Annotated in this window: 9 protein-coding genes; 8 read left to right on the top strand and 1 reads right to left on the bottom strand. The window is 71.5% G+C overall.

Annotated features, from left to right (window positions below; translation table 11 throughout):
- Positions 1–10 precede the first annotated feature (10 nt).
- Entirely contained in the window at positions 11–2044 is a 2034-nt protein-coding gene (locus tag G6038_RS07775; RefSeq protein WP_165037128.1) for a cytochrome c oxidase assembly protein, read from the top strand.
- On the opposite strand, the gene G6038_RS07770 is transcribed toward G6038_RS07775, so the two are convergent.
- Entirely contained in the window at positions 2041–2874 is an 834-nt protein-coding gene (locus G6038_RS07770; RefSeq protein ID WP_165037127.1) for a tryptophan-rich sensory protein, read from the bottom strand. The genes G6038_RS07775 and G6038_RS07770 overlap by 4 nt on opposite strands.
- 98 nt (positions 2875–2972) lie before the next feature.
- Here G6038_RS07770 and G6038_RS07765 point away from each other — a divergent pair, with 98 nt between their 5' ends.
- The 7 genes from G6038_RS07765 to G6038_RS07735 all read left to right on the top strand — a co-directional run bounded on the left by G6038_RS07765 (position 2973) and on the right by G6038_RS07735 (position 14721).
- Complete coding sequence (locus G6038_RS07765; protein WP_165037126.1) at positions 2973–4100, top strand: lipase family protein; 1128 nt, start codon at positions 2973–2975, stop codon at positions 4098–4100.
- A 176-nt stretch (positions 4101–4276) separates the two neighbouring features.
- The gene (locus G6038_RS07760) at positions 4277–5167 is read left to right on the top strand and encodes an SRPBCC family protein (protein WP_165037125.1); all 891 of its coding nucleotides are present in this window, start codon (positions 4277–4279) and stop codon (positions 5165–5167) included.
- A 130-nt stretch (positions 5168–5297) separates the two neighbouring features.
- Positions 5298–6419: a lipase family protein gene (locus G6038_RS07755; protein WP_165037124.1), complete on the top strand. Its 1122-nt coding sequence runs from the start codon at positions 5298–5300 to the stop codon at positions 6417–6419.
- A gap of 78 nt (positions 6420–6497) precedes the next feature.
- Positions 6498–7625, top strand: coding sequence for a lipase family protein (locus G6038_RS07750; protein WP_165037193.1), 1128 nt, complete (start codon positions 6498–6500; stop codon positions 7623–7625).
- A gap of 81 nt (positions 7626–7706) precedes the next feature.
- Positions 7707–9380 (top strand): energy-dependent translational throttle protein EttA, encoded by a 1674-nt coding sequence (gene ettA / locus G6038_RS07745; protein WP_165037123.1) that lies wholly within the window; start codon positions 7707–7709, stop codon positions 9378–9380.
- Positions 9373–9789, top strand: a complete 417-nt coding sequence (locus G6038_RS07740) for a thioesterase family protein (RefSeq protein ID WP_165037122.1) — start codon at positions 9373–9375, stop codon at positions 9787–9789. The genes ettA and G6038_RS07740 overlap by 8 nt, the downstream gene beginning before the upstream one ends.
- Positions 9790–9897: 108 nt before the next feature.
- On the top strand, positions 9898–14721 hold the full coding sequence (locus tag G6038_RS07735) for an NAD-glutamate dehydrogenase (protein ID WP_206024425.1): 4824 nt from the start codon (positions 9898–9900) through the stop codon (positions 14719–14721).
- Positions 14722–14738: the final 17 nt, after the last annotated feature.

Raw genomic sequence — 14738 nt, 5'->3', positions numbered from 1 at the left:
CCTGTTAGGTATGGCATCACCCGAGCTCGCGTCGGCCGCGCCGACCTCCTCGCCGCCGGCCGGGCGGCGCAACACGTCGGCACTGTATGTCCTCCTCGGGCTCGTCGCCGCGGTCGTCGCGCCGATCGTGGTCGGCCTGTCGGCCGCGCAGGCGCTGGTGCTGCTGGGCATCCCGGACCCCGGTCCGCTGACCACCTACGGGCTGCCCGCGGTGCGGGCGATCGCGGAGGTCGCGGCCGTCGCCGCGGTCGGTTCGCTGTTCTTCGCCGCGTTCCTGGTGCCGCCGCAGCGCAGCGGGGTGCTCGACGTGGACGGCTACCGGGCCGTGCGCACCGCGGGTGTCGCCGCCCTGATCTGGGCGTTCGGCTCGGCGGTGCTGGTGCCGCTGACCCTGTCCGACACCTCCGGGCAGCCGCTGGCCGAGGCGCTGAAGCCGGAGAACCTGTGGGGTGCGATCGGGCAGATCGACACCGCGCTCGCGTGGGCGTGGACGGCGGCGCTCGCCCTGATCCTGGCGGTGCTGATCCGCGCCGCGGTGCGCTGGTCGTGGGTGCCGTACCTGCTGCTGCTGTCCCTGGTGACGTTGATGCCGCTGGCCCTGACCGGGCACTCGTCGTCGGGCGGCTCGCACGACATGGCCACCAACAGCCTCGTGCTGCACCTGGTCGCGGCGGCGGTGTGGGCGGGCGGCCTGTTCGCCCTGCTCGCCCACGGGTGGCGCCGCGGCGCGCACACCGATCTCGCGGCCCGCCGGTTCTCGTTCGTCGCCGGGCTGGCCTTCGCGGTGATGGCTCTGAGCGGCATCGTCAACGCCGCGGTGCGGCTGCCCGCGGACGAGTTGCTCACCAGCACCTACGGCCGGCTCGTCCTGGTCAAGGCGCTGGCGCTGATCGTCCTGGGCGTCCTCGGGTGGATGCAGCGGCGCCGTGCGCTGCCCGCGCTCGAGGCGAACCCCGACGATCGGGGCGCGCTCGTCCGGTTCGCGGCCGTCGAGGCCGTCATCCTGGCCGCCACCGTCGGCCTGGCCGTGGGGCTGGGCCGCACCCCGCCGCCCCCGCCGGCGACGGTGCCGTCGCTGCTCGAGGTGGAGCTCGGCTACAACCTGGACGGCCCCCCGACACTCGGCACCCTCTTCTTCGGCGCGTGGCGGTTCGACCTGATCTTCGGCACGATCGCCCTCGTTCTCGCGGTCGCCTACGCGATCGGGCTGTGGACGCTGCGCCGGCGCGGCGACAGCTGGCCCGTCGGCCGGTCGATCGCCTGGTTCTCCGGCTGCTTCGTGCTGCTGGTCGCCACGTCGTCGGGCGTGGGCATGTACTCGCCGGCGATGTTCAGCGTGCACATGGGCGCCCACATGGCGATGTCGATGCTGGCGCCCGTGCTGCTCGCCCTCGGCGGGGCGATGACCCTGGCGCTGCGGGCCTTCAAACCGGCGGGCCGCGACGGCTACCCCGGCCCGCGGGAATGGCTCCTCGCGTTCCTGCACAGCCCGCCGTCGCGGTTCTTCACCCATCCGGTCGTCGCGTCGGTGATGTTCGTCGGCGGCTTCTACGCGCTGTACCTGGGCGGGATCTTCGAGGCCAACGCCGACAGCCATGCCGCGCACGTGCTGATGAACCTGCACTTCCTGATCAGCGGTTACCTGTTCTACTGGGTCGTGATCGGCGTGGACCCGTCGCCGCGGGACGTGACGCCGGTGACGAAGCTGGCGATGGTGTTCGGCTCGCTGCCGTTCCATGCGTTCTTCGGTGTGACCCTGATGAGCATGGGCTCGGTGATGGCCGAGTCCTACTACCGCGGGCTCGGCCTGGCCTGGAACAGCGACCTGTTCGCCGACCAGAAGGTGGGGGGCAGTATCGCCTGGTCGGCGGGAGAGATCCCGCTGGTGCTGGTGATGCTGGCGCTGCTGGTGCAGTGGTCGCGCAGCGACGAGCGCACCGCGCGACGGGTGGACCGCGCCGCCGAGCGGGACGACGACGCCGATCTCGCCGCCCACAACGCGATGTTCGCCGAGCTGGCGCGGCGGGACCACGAGGGCCACTAGGTGCGCCGGCGCCGCGCGGTCTCGGTGCGCAGCCGCACGATCACCGCGGACAGCACCGCCACCGCCGCCGCGGCGCCCGCCGCGACGGCGGCCGGGGTGGAGGTGAAGCCGGTGTCGCCGCTGCGGGCCACCGCGATCCATACCAGGCCCCACGCCATGGCCGCGGCGACGGCGAGCCGCCCGTGCCCGGCGACGGCCAGGAGCACCGACACCGCGGCGACCGCGACCAGGACGATCACCGCCCAGGCGTCGGCGCCCAGCGAGAACGGGTCGACGTCCGCGGCGCGCAGTACGGCCGCCGTGTTCGCGACGGTGGCTACCGCGACCCAGCCCAGGTACAGGAACATCGTGCCGTCCACGACGACGGCTTCCACGCGGGACGACGGCGCGGTGCGGGTCAGGCCGAGGAAGATCCGGACCAGCACGGCCAGCAGCGCGACGATGACCGCGACGCTGAGCGCGAGCAGTTCGACCTGCACGACGAGGATCCACGCGGCGTTGAGCAGCATCGACGCGGCGATCCACCAGCCGAGCGCCCGTTGGCGGGGATCGGCGTGGTGCGCGGGCAGCGCCTGCCACACCGCCAGCGCCAGCAGGCCCGCGTAGATCACCGACCAGATCGCGAACGCCGGACCGCCCGGCGCCACCGCCGTCGCATCGGCGGAGAGCGCCCCGTCGGCCACCTCGGAGATCGGTGTGCCCACCACGGCCCCGGATCCGAGGAAGGAGAGAGCGACCGCGGCGATCGCCGACACGGCGACGCCCGCGACGCGGAGCCGGTCGGCGGCGGTGGCCTGTGGGGTCGTCGAGCTCGCCGGGGAAGTCGTCATCCCCGGAAGATGCCCGTCGCCGCCGTGTCCGAAACGTCCCGTCCGTTCGGGCTCGGCTGTTAACTTGAGCGCCTGGCACCGACGACGGGAGGAGCGCGATGAGGGGCAGGGAGTGGCGGCTGCGGGCGCTCGCGTGCATCGGGGCCATGGCTGCCGGACTGGTCGTGCCCGCGACGGCCGGCGCGCAGCCCGGCCCCGGCACGGTGGTCGCGATCGAGTCACTGCCCGGCGAGCTGTCGGTGCCGGGGGCGGCCACGGCCGAGCGACTGACCTTCCGCACCCAGTGGCGGTCGGGTGCCGCGACGACCGCCTCGGGTGTCCTGTACCTGCCCCCGGGTCAGGCGCCCGACGGTGGCTGGCCGGTCGTGTCGTGGGCCCACGGCACCGTCGGCGTCGGCGACGACTGCGCCCCCTCGCGTAACCCGCGCACCGACCGCGACCGGGCATACCTCGGACACTGGCTGTCCCGGGGCTACGCCGTGGTCGCCTCCGACTATCCCGGCCTGGGCAGCGACGGGCTCCACACCTACCTCGACGGGCCGAGCGCCGCGAACAGCGTCGTCGACGTCGTCCGGGCCGCCCGCGCCGCCGAGCCGTCGCTGTCGAACCAGTGGATCGTGATCGGCCAGTCGCAGGGCGGCCACGCGGCGCTGCACACCGCGCTCCTGGCGACGTCGCGGGCCCCCGAACTCGACTTCCGCGGCATGATCGCCACCGGCGCGCCGTCGAACCTCGAGATGCTGTTCCCGTTCGGCGGTCCCGGCTTCCCGGATCTGGGTCTCGACGGCACCACCGTGTTCCTGTCGTACGTCCTGGCCGGTCTGCGAGCCGCGCGGCCCGACGTGGACGTGAACAGCTACCTCACCCCGATCGGGCGGGAGGTCGTCGACGACGCCGAACGGCTCTGCTACGTCGACCTCGGCGACCGCGTCCGCGGCATCGGAGTGGGGGAGATCCTCGCCCGCCCGCTCGGCGACGACCGCATGCGCGCGGCCCTCGCCGACTACATGGGAGTCCCCACCCATGGGTACGACCGACCGCTGTTCCTCGGCCAGGGATTGCGCGATCAGGTCGTGCCGGCGCCGCTGTCGTTCAAGCTCGTCGCCGACCTGTGGTCCGGGGGTACGAACGTCGACTACCGCACCTACCCCAACGGGCATTCCGAGACCATGTTCGACGCACTGCCGGCCACCACGCCGTTCGCGGCGACCCTGTTCGGCGGGTAGAGCCGGCGGCCTGGTGCTGGGCCCGGTGTTCGCCGAGGGCTCCCGCGGGTCGACGCTCCGAGATCAATCCCCCTTCGGCGGGGCCGCCGGAGCGTAGCGTGCGGGACGTGTGATCCAGCCCTCACGCTGCGCCCGCCGGAGCATCGGGGGAAACGGGACCCGAAGGGATCGGACCGATGGCGAAGATGAGCCGCTCCACCACGATCGAGGCGCCCGTGGCGGAGGTGTTCGAGTTCGCGAAGGACGTCGGAAAGTTGTGGGTCTGCTTTCCCGACTGCGCGGTGAGGGAGGTCGAACTCACCCCGGAGGGGGTCGGGACCAGTGCCGAGTGGTTCGAGAAGCTGCTGGGCCTGCACCTGAAAGGGCGCGTGGAGTACACCGAGGTCGTCCCCGGCGAGCGCATCGTGGCCCGATCCAGCATGGGCCCGGTCTGGACCTTCACGTTCGCGCCGCAGGACGGCGCGACGCGCCTGACATTGGACTGCGAATGGACACTCGACGTGCCGGTCGTCGGGGTGCCCGTCGAGGAGTTGATGTTCAAGCTGAGCGGGGGTGACATCGAGCGGATGCTCGCCACCGTGAAGGCACGGGTGGAAGATGCCCGGGCGCAGGCGGCGCCGCCGAGCTTGCATGCGGCGCAGAGCATCACGATCGATGCCCCCGTCGAGAAGGTGTTCGGGTTCGCGCGCGACATCGGGAAGCTGTGGTCCGCTCATCCGAACATGGCGGTCCGGGAGGTCCGGTCGACCCCGGACGGTGTCGGGTCGAGCGCCCAGTGGTTCGCAGGACTCCGGGGCCTGCATTTCGAGGGTCACGTCGAGTACGTCGAGGTCGTCCCCGACGAACGCATCGTCGTCCGGTCGACGCCCGGGGCGGGCATCGAGTTCCTGTGGACGTTCACGTTCGCGCCCGCGGACGGCGGCACCGAGGTGAAGCTGGTAGGGACCTCGCACGTCGCCGTCCTCGTCGCCGACGTCTCCCTCGGGGATCATCTCCCGAAATGGACCGAGAGCAGCATGCAGCAGATGCTGGCCCACCTGAAGACCCGGATCGAGCGTGCGGGCTGACCCGAGCCGGACGTGCCAGGTGCCGAATCGCACCGTCGCAGCGGCAGGCACGCCGTCCCCGACCGCCCGTCCTCGACGCGGGGAGACCCGACGAGATCCGTGGACGAGCCGACTCCGTCGTGAGACAGGGATGCGCCGGGCACTGTGGGCGGCCTGCGCCTCGTTGACCGTGTTGTTCCCGGCCGGGCTGTGCCCGGCCGTCGCGGTCGCCGAACCGGCGCCCGGCGCGGTGATGTCGGTGGAACCGTTGCCGGCCGAGCTCTCCGTGCCGGGCGCCGCAGGCGCCGAGCGGCTCACCTACCGCACCCAGTGGCGGTCCGGTGCCGACGCCGTAGACACCGGGGTGCTGTTCCTGCCGCCCGGCGAGGCGCCCGAAGGCGGCTGGCCGGTGGTGTCATGGGCCCACGGCACCGTCGGTCTCGGCGACGACTGTGCCCCGTCGCGCAACCCGCGCGTCGACCGGGAACAGCGGTATCTGGCCCACTGGCTGTCGCAGGGCTACGCCGTGGTGGCCGCCGACTACCCCGGACTCGGCACCGACGGCCTGCACACATATCTCGACGGGCCCACGGCCGCGAACAGCGTGATCGACGTCGTGCGGGCGGCGCGCGCAGTCGAGCCGTCCCTCTCGCCCCGCTGGGTCGTCGTCGGTCAGTCGCAGGGCGGGCACGCGGCGCTGCACACCGCGCACCGGGCCACGGCGCGCGCGCCGGAGCTCGACTTCCGTGGCGCGGTCGCCACCGGTGCGCCATCCAACCTCGAGCTGCTGTTCCCGTTCGGTGTGCCCGGCTTCCCCGACCTCGACCTCGACGGGCTCACCTCGTTCAGCGCGTACATCATGGCCGGACTGCGGGCGGCCCGTCCCGATGTTGACGTGAACAGCTACCTCACGCCCGTCGGACGTAATCTCGTCGACGCCGCCGAGAACCTCTGCTACGGGGATCTCGAGGACCGTGCCGCCGACGTGGACGTGGGGCAGCTGCTGTCCCGGCCGCTGGGCGACGACCGGATGCGGGCCGCGCTCGCCGACTATCTCGGTGTCCCGACCCGCGGGTACGACCGCCCGCTGTTCGTCGGCCAGGGGTTGCGGGACCGGATGGTTCCCGCGCCGCTGTCGTTCAAGCTCGTCGCCGACCTGTGGGCCGGCGGCGCTGCCGTCGACTACCGCACCTATCCGGCCGACCACTTCGCCACCCTCTTCGAGGCGCTCCCGGACACGACGCCGTTCGTGGCCGCCCGATTCGTCCGGTAACGCGGGACGGCCCGCGACCGACGTGCGAGGTGGCGAATGCCGACAATCGGCACGCCCCTCGGACGAGCGGAGTACTTCATGGGCCGGACCAGGCGGTGGCGGCGGGCGTTGGGTGCGGTCGGCGCGGTGCTGGCGGGCGTGCTCGCCCCGTCCGTCGCGGCCGCCGACCCCGCGCCGGGCGCGATCGTGTCGGTCGAGCCGCTGCCGGCCGAGCTGTCGGTGCCGGGTGCCGCGGTCGCCGAAAGGCTCACCTACCGCACCGAGTGGCGCTCCGGCGCGCCGACCGTGGGCACCGGGGTGCTGTTCCTGCCTCCGGGCCCGGCCCCGGAGGGCGGCCGGCCGGTGATCTCCTACGCCCACGGCACCGTCGGTATCGGCGACGACTGCGCGCCGTCGCGGAATCCGCGCGCCGACGTCGAGCGCCTGTACCTCGAACACTGGCTCGCCCAGGGCTACGCCGTCGTGGCGGCCGACTATCCGGGACTGGGCACCGAGGGCGTCCACACTTACCTCGACGGCCACAGCGCCGCCAACAGCGTCGTCGACATCGTGCGCGCGGGCCGTGCCGCCGAGCCGTCGCTGTCGCCGCGGTGGGTCGTCGTCGGTCAGTCGCAGGGCGGGCACGCGGCGCTGCACACCGCGCACCGGGCCTCGTCGCGGGCGCCGGAACTCGACTTCCGCGGCGTGGTCACCACCGGGGCGCCGTCCAACCTCGAGCGGCTGTTCCCCTTCGGCGGGCCCGGATTCCCCGATCCGGGTTTCGAAGGTCTGGTCGCGTTCAGCTCCTACATCTTCGCCGGACTCCGCGCGGCCCAGCCCGACCTGGACGTGAACAGCTACCTGACCACCACCGGGCGGGAGTTCGTCGATGCGGCCGAACGGCTCTGCTACAACGAGCTCGACGCGCTCGCCGGCGACGTCCGAGTGGGCGACCTGGCGGCGCGGTCCCTGTCCGAGGGCCGCTTTCCCGCCGTGTTCGCCGACTACCTCGGCGTCCCGACCAGCGGGTACGACCGCCCCATGTTCCTCGCCCAGGGCATCCACGACACGATGGTCCCCGCGCCGTTGTCGGCCGGGCTCGCAGCCGACCTGCGGGCGGCGGGTGCCGACATCGACTACCGGATGTACGTCGCCGGGCACAACACGACCATGACCCGTTCCCTGCCCGACACCACCCCGTTCGTGGCGCGGCTGTTCGCCTCGTAGCCGGCCCGCTTCCGGGTCTCGCCGGACCGGGCCGGTCGTCCGGGATGTGGTGTCCGCGGGTCGGCCCGATACGCTGGACCTATGGCGGAGTTCATTTACACGATGAAGAAGGTGCGCAAGGCGCACGGTGACAAGGTCATTCTCGACGACGTCACCATGAGCTTCTACCCGGGTGCCAAGATCGGTGTGGTCGGACCGAACGGCGCGGGCAAGTCGTCCATCCTCAAGATCATGGCCGGGCTGGACCAGCCCAGCAACGGCGAGGCCTTCCTCGACCCGGAAGCGTCCGTCGGCATCCTGCTGCAGGAACCGCCGCTCAACGAGGAGAAGACCGTCCGCGGCAACGTGGAGGAGGGTCTCGGCGAGATCAAGGTCAAGCTCGACCGGTTCAACGAGATCGCCGAGCTGATGGCGACCGACTACTCCGACGAGCTGATGGAGGAGATGGGCAAGCTCCAGGAGGAACTCGACCATGCCAACGCCTGGGACATCGACTCGCAGCTCGAGCAGGCCATGGACGCCCTGCGCTGCCCGCCGCCGGACGAGCCGGTCACCCACCTGTCCGGCGGTGAGCGCCGCCGCGTCGCCCTGTGCAAGCTGCTGCTGAGCAAGCCCGACCTGCTGCTGCTCGACGAGCCCACCAACCACCTCGACGCCGAGTCGGTGCTGTGGCTCGAGCAGTTCCTCGCGAGCTACCCCGGTGCCGTCCTCGCCGTCACCCACGACCGGTACTTCCTCGACCACGTCGCACAGTGGATCTGCGAGGTCGACCGCGGCAAGCTGCACCCCTACGAGGGCAACTACTCCACCTACCTGGAGAAGAAGGCCGAGCGCCTCGAGGTGCAGGGCAAGAAGGACCAGAAGCTGCAGAAGCGCCTCCGGGAGGAGCTCGAGTGGGTCCGGTCCGGCGCCAAGGCGCGCCAGACGAAGAACAAGGCCCGTCTGGCCCGCTACGAGGAGATGGCCGCCGAGGCCGAGAAGTTCCGCAAGCTGGACTTCGAGGAGATCCAGATCCCGACGCCGCCGCGCCTGGGCGACGTCGTGGTCGAGGTCGACCACCTCGACAAGGGGTTCGAAGGCCGCGTGCTGATCAAGGACCTGTCGTTCACGCTGCCGCGCAACGGCATCGTCGGCGTGATCGGTCCGAACGGCGTCGGCAAGACCACCCTGTTCAAGACCATCGTCGGCCTCGAGAAGCCCGATTCCGGCACCGTCCGGGTCGGCGACACCGTCAAGCTGAGCTACGTCGACCAGTCCCGCGCGAACATCAACCCCAACAAGACTGTGTGGGAAGTGGTTTCGGACGGACTCGACTACATCGAGGTCGGCCAGAACGAGATGCCCTCGCGCGCGTATGTCAGCGCCTTCGGGTTCAAGGGACCGGACCAGCAGAAGAAGGCCGAGGTGCTCTCCGGTGGTGAGCGCAACCGTCTGAACCTGGCACTGACCCTCAAGGAGGGCGGCAACCTGATCCTGCTCGACGAGCCGACCAACGACCTCGACGTCGAAACCCTGAGCTCGCTCGAGAACGCGCTGCAGAAGTTCCCGGGCTGTGCCGTCGTGATCTCCCACGACCGCTGGTTCCTCGACCGCACCTGCACCCACATCCTCGCGTGGGAAGGCAACGTCGAGGAGGGCAAGTGGTTCTGGTTCGAGGGCAACTTCGAGTCGTACGAGGCCAACAAGGTCGAGCGGCTCGGTGCGGACGCGGCGCGTCCGCACCGTGTCACCCACCGGAAGCTCACCCGTGACTGAGCCGGGGCAGAAGACCTTCACCTGCACGCTGGAGGTCCGCTGGGCCGACTCCGACCGTCTCGGGCACGTCAACAACACGAAGTTCGTGGAGTACATGCAGGAAGCCCGGATCAAGTTCCTGCAGAGCGGCCCGTTCGCGCGCGGTGCCGTGGTGGTGCGGAAGATGGACGTGGAGTTCCTGCGCCCGCTCAAGGACGACTCCGGCCCGATCACCGTCGCCATCTCGGTACTGCACGTGGGCAACAGCTCGTACACCCTGCGGCACGTGATCACCGACGTGCAGGGCAATCCGTGCGGTTCCGGGGACGCGGTCCTCGTCGGGTTCGACCCGCGCACGGAGTCCTCCCGGCCGCTGTCCGCCGAGGAGCGGGCGGTCCTCGAGGAATACGTCGCCGCGACGGTCGCCTGACCGCCCCGGCCGGGATTTCCCCCTCACACCCAGCGCCGCGGATAGGCTCGAACCAGAGCCTGTCCGCGGCGCCGCCGGTTTCCGGCGGCGAATGAGGGAGTGAGCACCATGGCCGAGTCCGCCACACCCCACGGGGTTTCGTCGAACCGGCGCGGCGAGCTCACGGCGGCCGCGCTCGAGGACGTCTACCGCCGCTACGCGGACACCCTCGACGCCCCCGATCGGGCCCTGTCCGCCCACCTGGACCTCGGCCGTGAGCGGACTACCGGCGCCGTCCTGACCCGCGTCTACCGGCCCGGCGATCGGTGGGGCGTCGGCGCCGCCCTGCAGATCGTCACCGACGACATGCCACTGCTCGTCGAATCCGTCATCGCGCTGCTGACCCGGCTCGGCGTCGCCCTCCGCGAACTCGTCCATCCCGTCGTCTCCGTCCGGCGCGACGAGGACGGCCGCCTGCTCGAGATGGGGGCCGACACCACGCCCCCGCACGGCTTCGTCGCGGAGTCGTGGATACACGTCCAGCTGCACCCGGCCACCTCCGAGGCCACCCTCGACACCGTCGGCACCGAGATCGGCGGTGTGCTCGCCGACGTGCGGCAGGTCGGGGCCGACACCGCCGCGATGCTCGCCCGCGAACGCGATCTCGCCGTCGAACTCGACGCGCTCGCCGAGAACCCGCCGCCGCGGCATGCCGCCGAGGATCTGCGGGAGACGGCGGCGCTGCTGCGCTGGCTCGCGCGTGGCAACTACACCGTCCTCGGCTACCGGCGCTACGACCTCGTCGCCGACGCCTCCGGGACGCGGCACGCCCGCGCAGTGCCCGGCAGCGGTCTGGGGGTGCTGCGCTCCGACCTCGCCGCCGACGACGTGATCGACATGTCGGCGACCGTCGAGGCCGCCGACCGGCCGCTGCTGGTGCTCACCCAGGCGTCTCTGCCTGCCACGGTGCACCGCTCGGTGTACCCGTACTTCGTGGGCGTCGCCGTCCTCGGCCCCGACGGTCGTGTCGTCGGCGAGCACCGCTTCCTCGGTGTACTGGCCGTGACCGCGCTGCACGAGAACGTGCTCGACATTCCCGTGCTGGCGCGCCGGGTCCGGGAGGTGGTGGCCCGCGCCGGCGTGGAACTGTCGTCCTTCACCGGACAGGCGATGCTCGAGGTGCTGCAGGCGCTGCCCCGGGTGGAACTGTTCTCCGCCGACACCGACACCCTCTACGAGACCGTCACCGCGGTGGTCGCGATGCGCCGGCAACTGCGGCTGTTCCTGCGGGTCGACCCCTACGGCCGCTTCGTCTCGTGCCTGATCTACCTGCCCCGCGACCGCTACAACACGCGGGTCCGGGTCGCGATGCAGCAGATCCTGATGCGCGAGTACGGCGGGGGGTCCATCCACTACACCGCCCGGGTCACGGAGGGCGACCTGGCGCTGCTGCACGTGACCATCCGGACCCCGCCGGGACAGGCCCTGCCGCGGATCGACACGTCCGAGGAGAATCGGCTGCGCATCCAGGCCCTGCTCACCGAGGCCAGTCGCAGCTGGGACGATCACCTCGCCGACCTGGCCGCCACCGACCACACCGTCGATCCCGTGCTGGTGCAGCGCTACGCGGAGGCGCTCCCCGACGGTTACAAGGAGGACTTCGACGCCGTCCGGGCGCTGGCCGACATCGCCCGCCTCGAGGCCCTGCGCGACGGCAGCATCGACCTGCTGCTGTACCGGCCGCCCGGCGCCGACCCGCGCCGGTGGCGCTTCACGCTCTACATCGGCAGCGAGGGCATCACCCTCAGCCAGGTGCTGCCGGTGCTGCAGAGCCTCGGTGTCGAGGTGCTCGACGAGCGCCCCTACCAGCTCATCCGCGCCGACCGGATGAGCTGCTGGATCTACGATTTCGGGCTGGTCCTGCCCGTCGACGTCGAACCCGACCCGAAGGTGATCACCCGCGTCACCGCGGCGTTCGCCGCCGTGTGGCACGGGCTGTCGGAGCCGGACCGGTTCAACGAACTGGTCCTGCGGGCCGGACTGGGCTGGCGGCAGGCCATGATGCTGCGCGCCTACGCGAAGTACCTGCGGCAGGCCGGCTTTCCCTACAGTCAGTACCACATCGAAGGCGTGCTGCTCGCCGACCCGGACACCAGCGCGCTGCTCGCCGAGCTGTTCGAGGCGATGTTCGACCCCGACGAGGCGTCCGCCGACCGCGAGCAGGACGCCGCCGCCGAACTGGTCGGCCGGATCGACGCCGTCGTCAGCCTCGACGCCGACCGGATCCTGCGCGGTCTCCTCGGCCTCATCCGGGCGACGGTGCGCACCAACTACTTCGTGTCGGGCGACGACGGGGCCGTCCCGCTCGCACGGGCTGACGCCGTACCCGCCCGGGTTCTGTCGTTCAAGCTCGACCCGACCCGCATCAACGAACTGCCCCAGCCGCGACCGAAGGTCGAGGTGTTCGTCTACGCACCCGACGTCGAGGGTGTGCACATGCGCTTCGGCCCCGTTGCCCGCGGCGGCCTGCGCTGGTCGGACCGGCGCGAGGACTTCCGGACCGAGATCCTCGGGCTCGCCAAGGCGCAGGCCGTGAAGAACGCCGTCATCGTCCCCGTCGGTGCCAAGGGGGGCTTCGTGGTCAAGCGCCCCGTCGCACCGACCGGGGATGCGGCCGCCGACCGGCAGGCGGTGCGCGCGCAGGGGGAGGCCTGCTACCGGCGGTTCATCGCGGGCCTGCTCGACGTCACCGACAACCTCGACCGTGCCCGCGGCGTGGCCGTGCCGCCACCGCGGGTGGTTCGCCGCGACGGGGACGACACGTACCTCGTGGTCGCCGCGGACAAGGGCACCGCCACCTTCTCCGACCTGGCCAACGAGGTCGCCCGCGAGTACGGGTTCTGGCTCGGCGACGCCTTCGCCTCCGGTGGATCGGCCGGCTACGACCACAAGGCGATGGGCATCACCGCGCGCGGTGCGTGGGAGAGCGTCAAGCGGCACTTCCGCGAACTGGGCGTCGACACGCAGAGCGAGGACTTCACGGTCGCCGGCATCGGCGACATGAGCGGCGACGTGTTCGGCAACGGCATGCTGCTGAGCACCCACATCCGGTTGGTGGCCGCGTTCGACCATCGGCACATCTTCCTCGACCCCCACCCGGAGCCCGCCGCCTCGTACGCCGAGCGGCGCCGGCTGTACGACCTGCCGCGCTCGTCGTGGGCCGACTACGACGCGGACCTGATCAGCACCGGCGGCGGGGTGTGGGAGCGCTCGCTCAAGTCCGTCCCGCTCAGCCCCCAGGCCCGTAGCGTGCTCGGGCTCGACGACGACGTCACCGAGCTCTCGCCACCCGAGCTGATCCGCGCCATCCTGCGTGCGCCGGTGGACCTGCTGTGGAACGGGGGCATCGGGACCTACATCAAGGCCGCCGCCGAAACCGACGCCGACGTCGGCGACAAGGGCAACGATGCGGTCCGCGTCAACGGCGCCACCGTCCGCGCCCGGGTGGTCGGGGAGGGCGGCAACCTCGGCGTCACCCAGCGCGGCCGCATCGAGTACGCCCGGGCCGGCGGCAAGATCAACACCGACGCGATCGACAACTCCGCCGGGGTCGACTGTTCCGACCACGAGGTCAACATCAAGATCCTGCTCGACTCGATGGTCACCGCCGGCGCCCTCGCGTCCACCGACCGCAACCCCCTGCTCGAATCCATGACCGAGGAGGTCGGGCGAATCGTTCTGAAGGACAACATTTCCCAGAACAACCTGCTCGGATACTCCCGCGCCGGCGCGCCCACGATGCTCGGGGTGCACCAGCGGCTGATCGCCGACCTCGTCGCCGAACGCGGAATCGACCGTTCCCTCGAGGCGCTGCCCGGCGACGCCGAGATCGAGCGGCGCCGACTCGACGGGGAGGGACTCAGCTCCCCGGAGCTGTCCACCCTGCTCGCCCACGTCAAGCTCGCGCTCGCCGACGACCTGCTCGACACCGACCTGCCCGACAGTGACACCTTCGCCGGCCGGCTGCCCGGCTACTTCCCGCGGCAACTGCGCGAACCCTTCCGCGCCGGCATCAAGTCCCACCCGCTGCGCCGGCAGATCGTCGCGACGATCCTCGCCAACGAGACCGTCGACAACGGCGGGATCACCTACGTCTACCGGCTCTCGGAGGAGGCCGGCGCGTCGAGCACCGACGCCATCCGCGCCTACGCTGCCGTCACCGAGATCTTCGGCCTGCCCGGCCTGTGGGCGCGCATCCGCTCGGCCGACACGACCGCGGCCGTCGCCGACGACCTGCTGCTCGAATCGCACCGCGTCCTCGACCGGGCGTCGCGGTGGCTGCTGTCGAACCGGCCGCAACCCCTGGCCGTCGGTGCCGAGATCAGCCGGTACCGCGCGATGTTCGCGCGTCTCGCGCCGCGCGTGGAGGAGTGGATGCAGGGCCACCACGTACAGGACCTGAAGGAACGCGCCGAGCCGCTGCTCGCGCGCGGCGCCCCGGAGGAGCTGACGTGGGACGTGTTCCGCCTTCTCGACCAGTTCCCGCTGCTGGACGTCATCGACATCGCCGACATCGCCGAACGCGACGAGGCCGAGGTCGCCGAGCTGTACTACGCGATGGACGCGCACATGGGGATCGACTGGCTGCTGTCCGCGGTCACGGCCCTCGAGCGCGGCGACCGGTGGCACTCGCTGGCCCGGCTCGCCCTGCGCGACGAACTGTACGGTTCGCTGCGCACGCTCACCCTCGACGTGCTCGGCACCGCCGAACCCGGCGAGAGCACCCGCGAGATGATCGAGGACTGGGAGCTGACCAACGGCTCGCGGCTCGGGCGGGCGAGGTCGGCGCTCGAGGAGATCTTCCTGTCTGGAAATCTGGACCTCGCGACGCTCTCCGTGGCGGCGCGTCAGGTCAGGAGCATGGTGCGCGCCGGCGCACCCGACAGGAGGTAGGCAGTTGAAGCACGCCG

Origin of the sequence: Rhodococcus sp. 14C212, assembly GCF_011058195.1 — a bacterium.
Taxonomy (GTDB): Bacteria; Actinomycetota; Actinomycetes; order Mycobacteriales; family Mycobacteriaceae; genus Rhodococcus; species Rhodococcus aetherivorans.
This window is presented reverse-complemented; position numbering and strand designations above follow the sequence as displayed.

Excerpts from the sequence above, each read along its gene's own strand:
- G6038_RS07775 (WP_165037128.1), top strand. The coding sequence starts at position 11 with ATGGCATCACCCGAGCTCGCGTCGGCCGCGCCGACCTCCTCGCCGCCG.
- G6038_RS07770 (WP_165037127.1), bottom strand. The coding sequence starts at position 2,874 with ATGACGACTTCCCCGGCGAGCTCGACGACCCCACAGGCCACCGCCGCC.
- G6038_RS07765 (WP_165037126.1), top strand. The coding sequence starts at position 2,973 with ATGAGGGGCAGGGAGTGGCGGCTGCGGGCGCTCGCGTGCATCGGGGCC.
- G6038_RS07760 (WP_165037125.1), top strand. The coding sequence starts at position 4,277 with ATGGCGAAGATGAGCCGCTCCACCACGATCGAGGCGCCCGTGGCGGAG.
- G6038_RS07755 (WP_165037124.1), top strand. The coding sequence starts at position 5,298 with ATGCGCCGGGCACTGTGGGCGGCCTGCGCCTCGTTGACCGTGTTGTTC.
- G6038_RS07750 (WP_165037193.1), top strand. The coding sequence starts at position 6,498 with ATGGGCCGGACCAGGCGGTGGCGGCGGGCGTTGGGTGCGGTCGGCGCG.
- ettA (WP_165037123.1), top strand. The coding sequence starts at position 7,707 with ATGGCGGAGTTCATTTACACGATGAAGAAGGTGCGCAAGGCGCACGGT.
- G6038_RS07735 (WP_206024425.1), top strand. The coding sequence starts at position 9,898 with ATGGCCGAGTCCGCCACACCCCACGGGGTTTCGTCGAACCGGCGCGGC.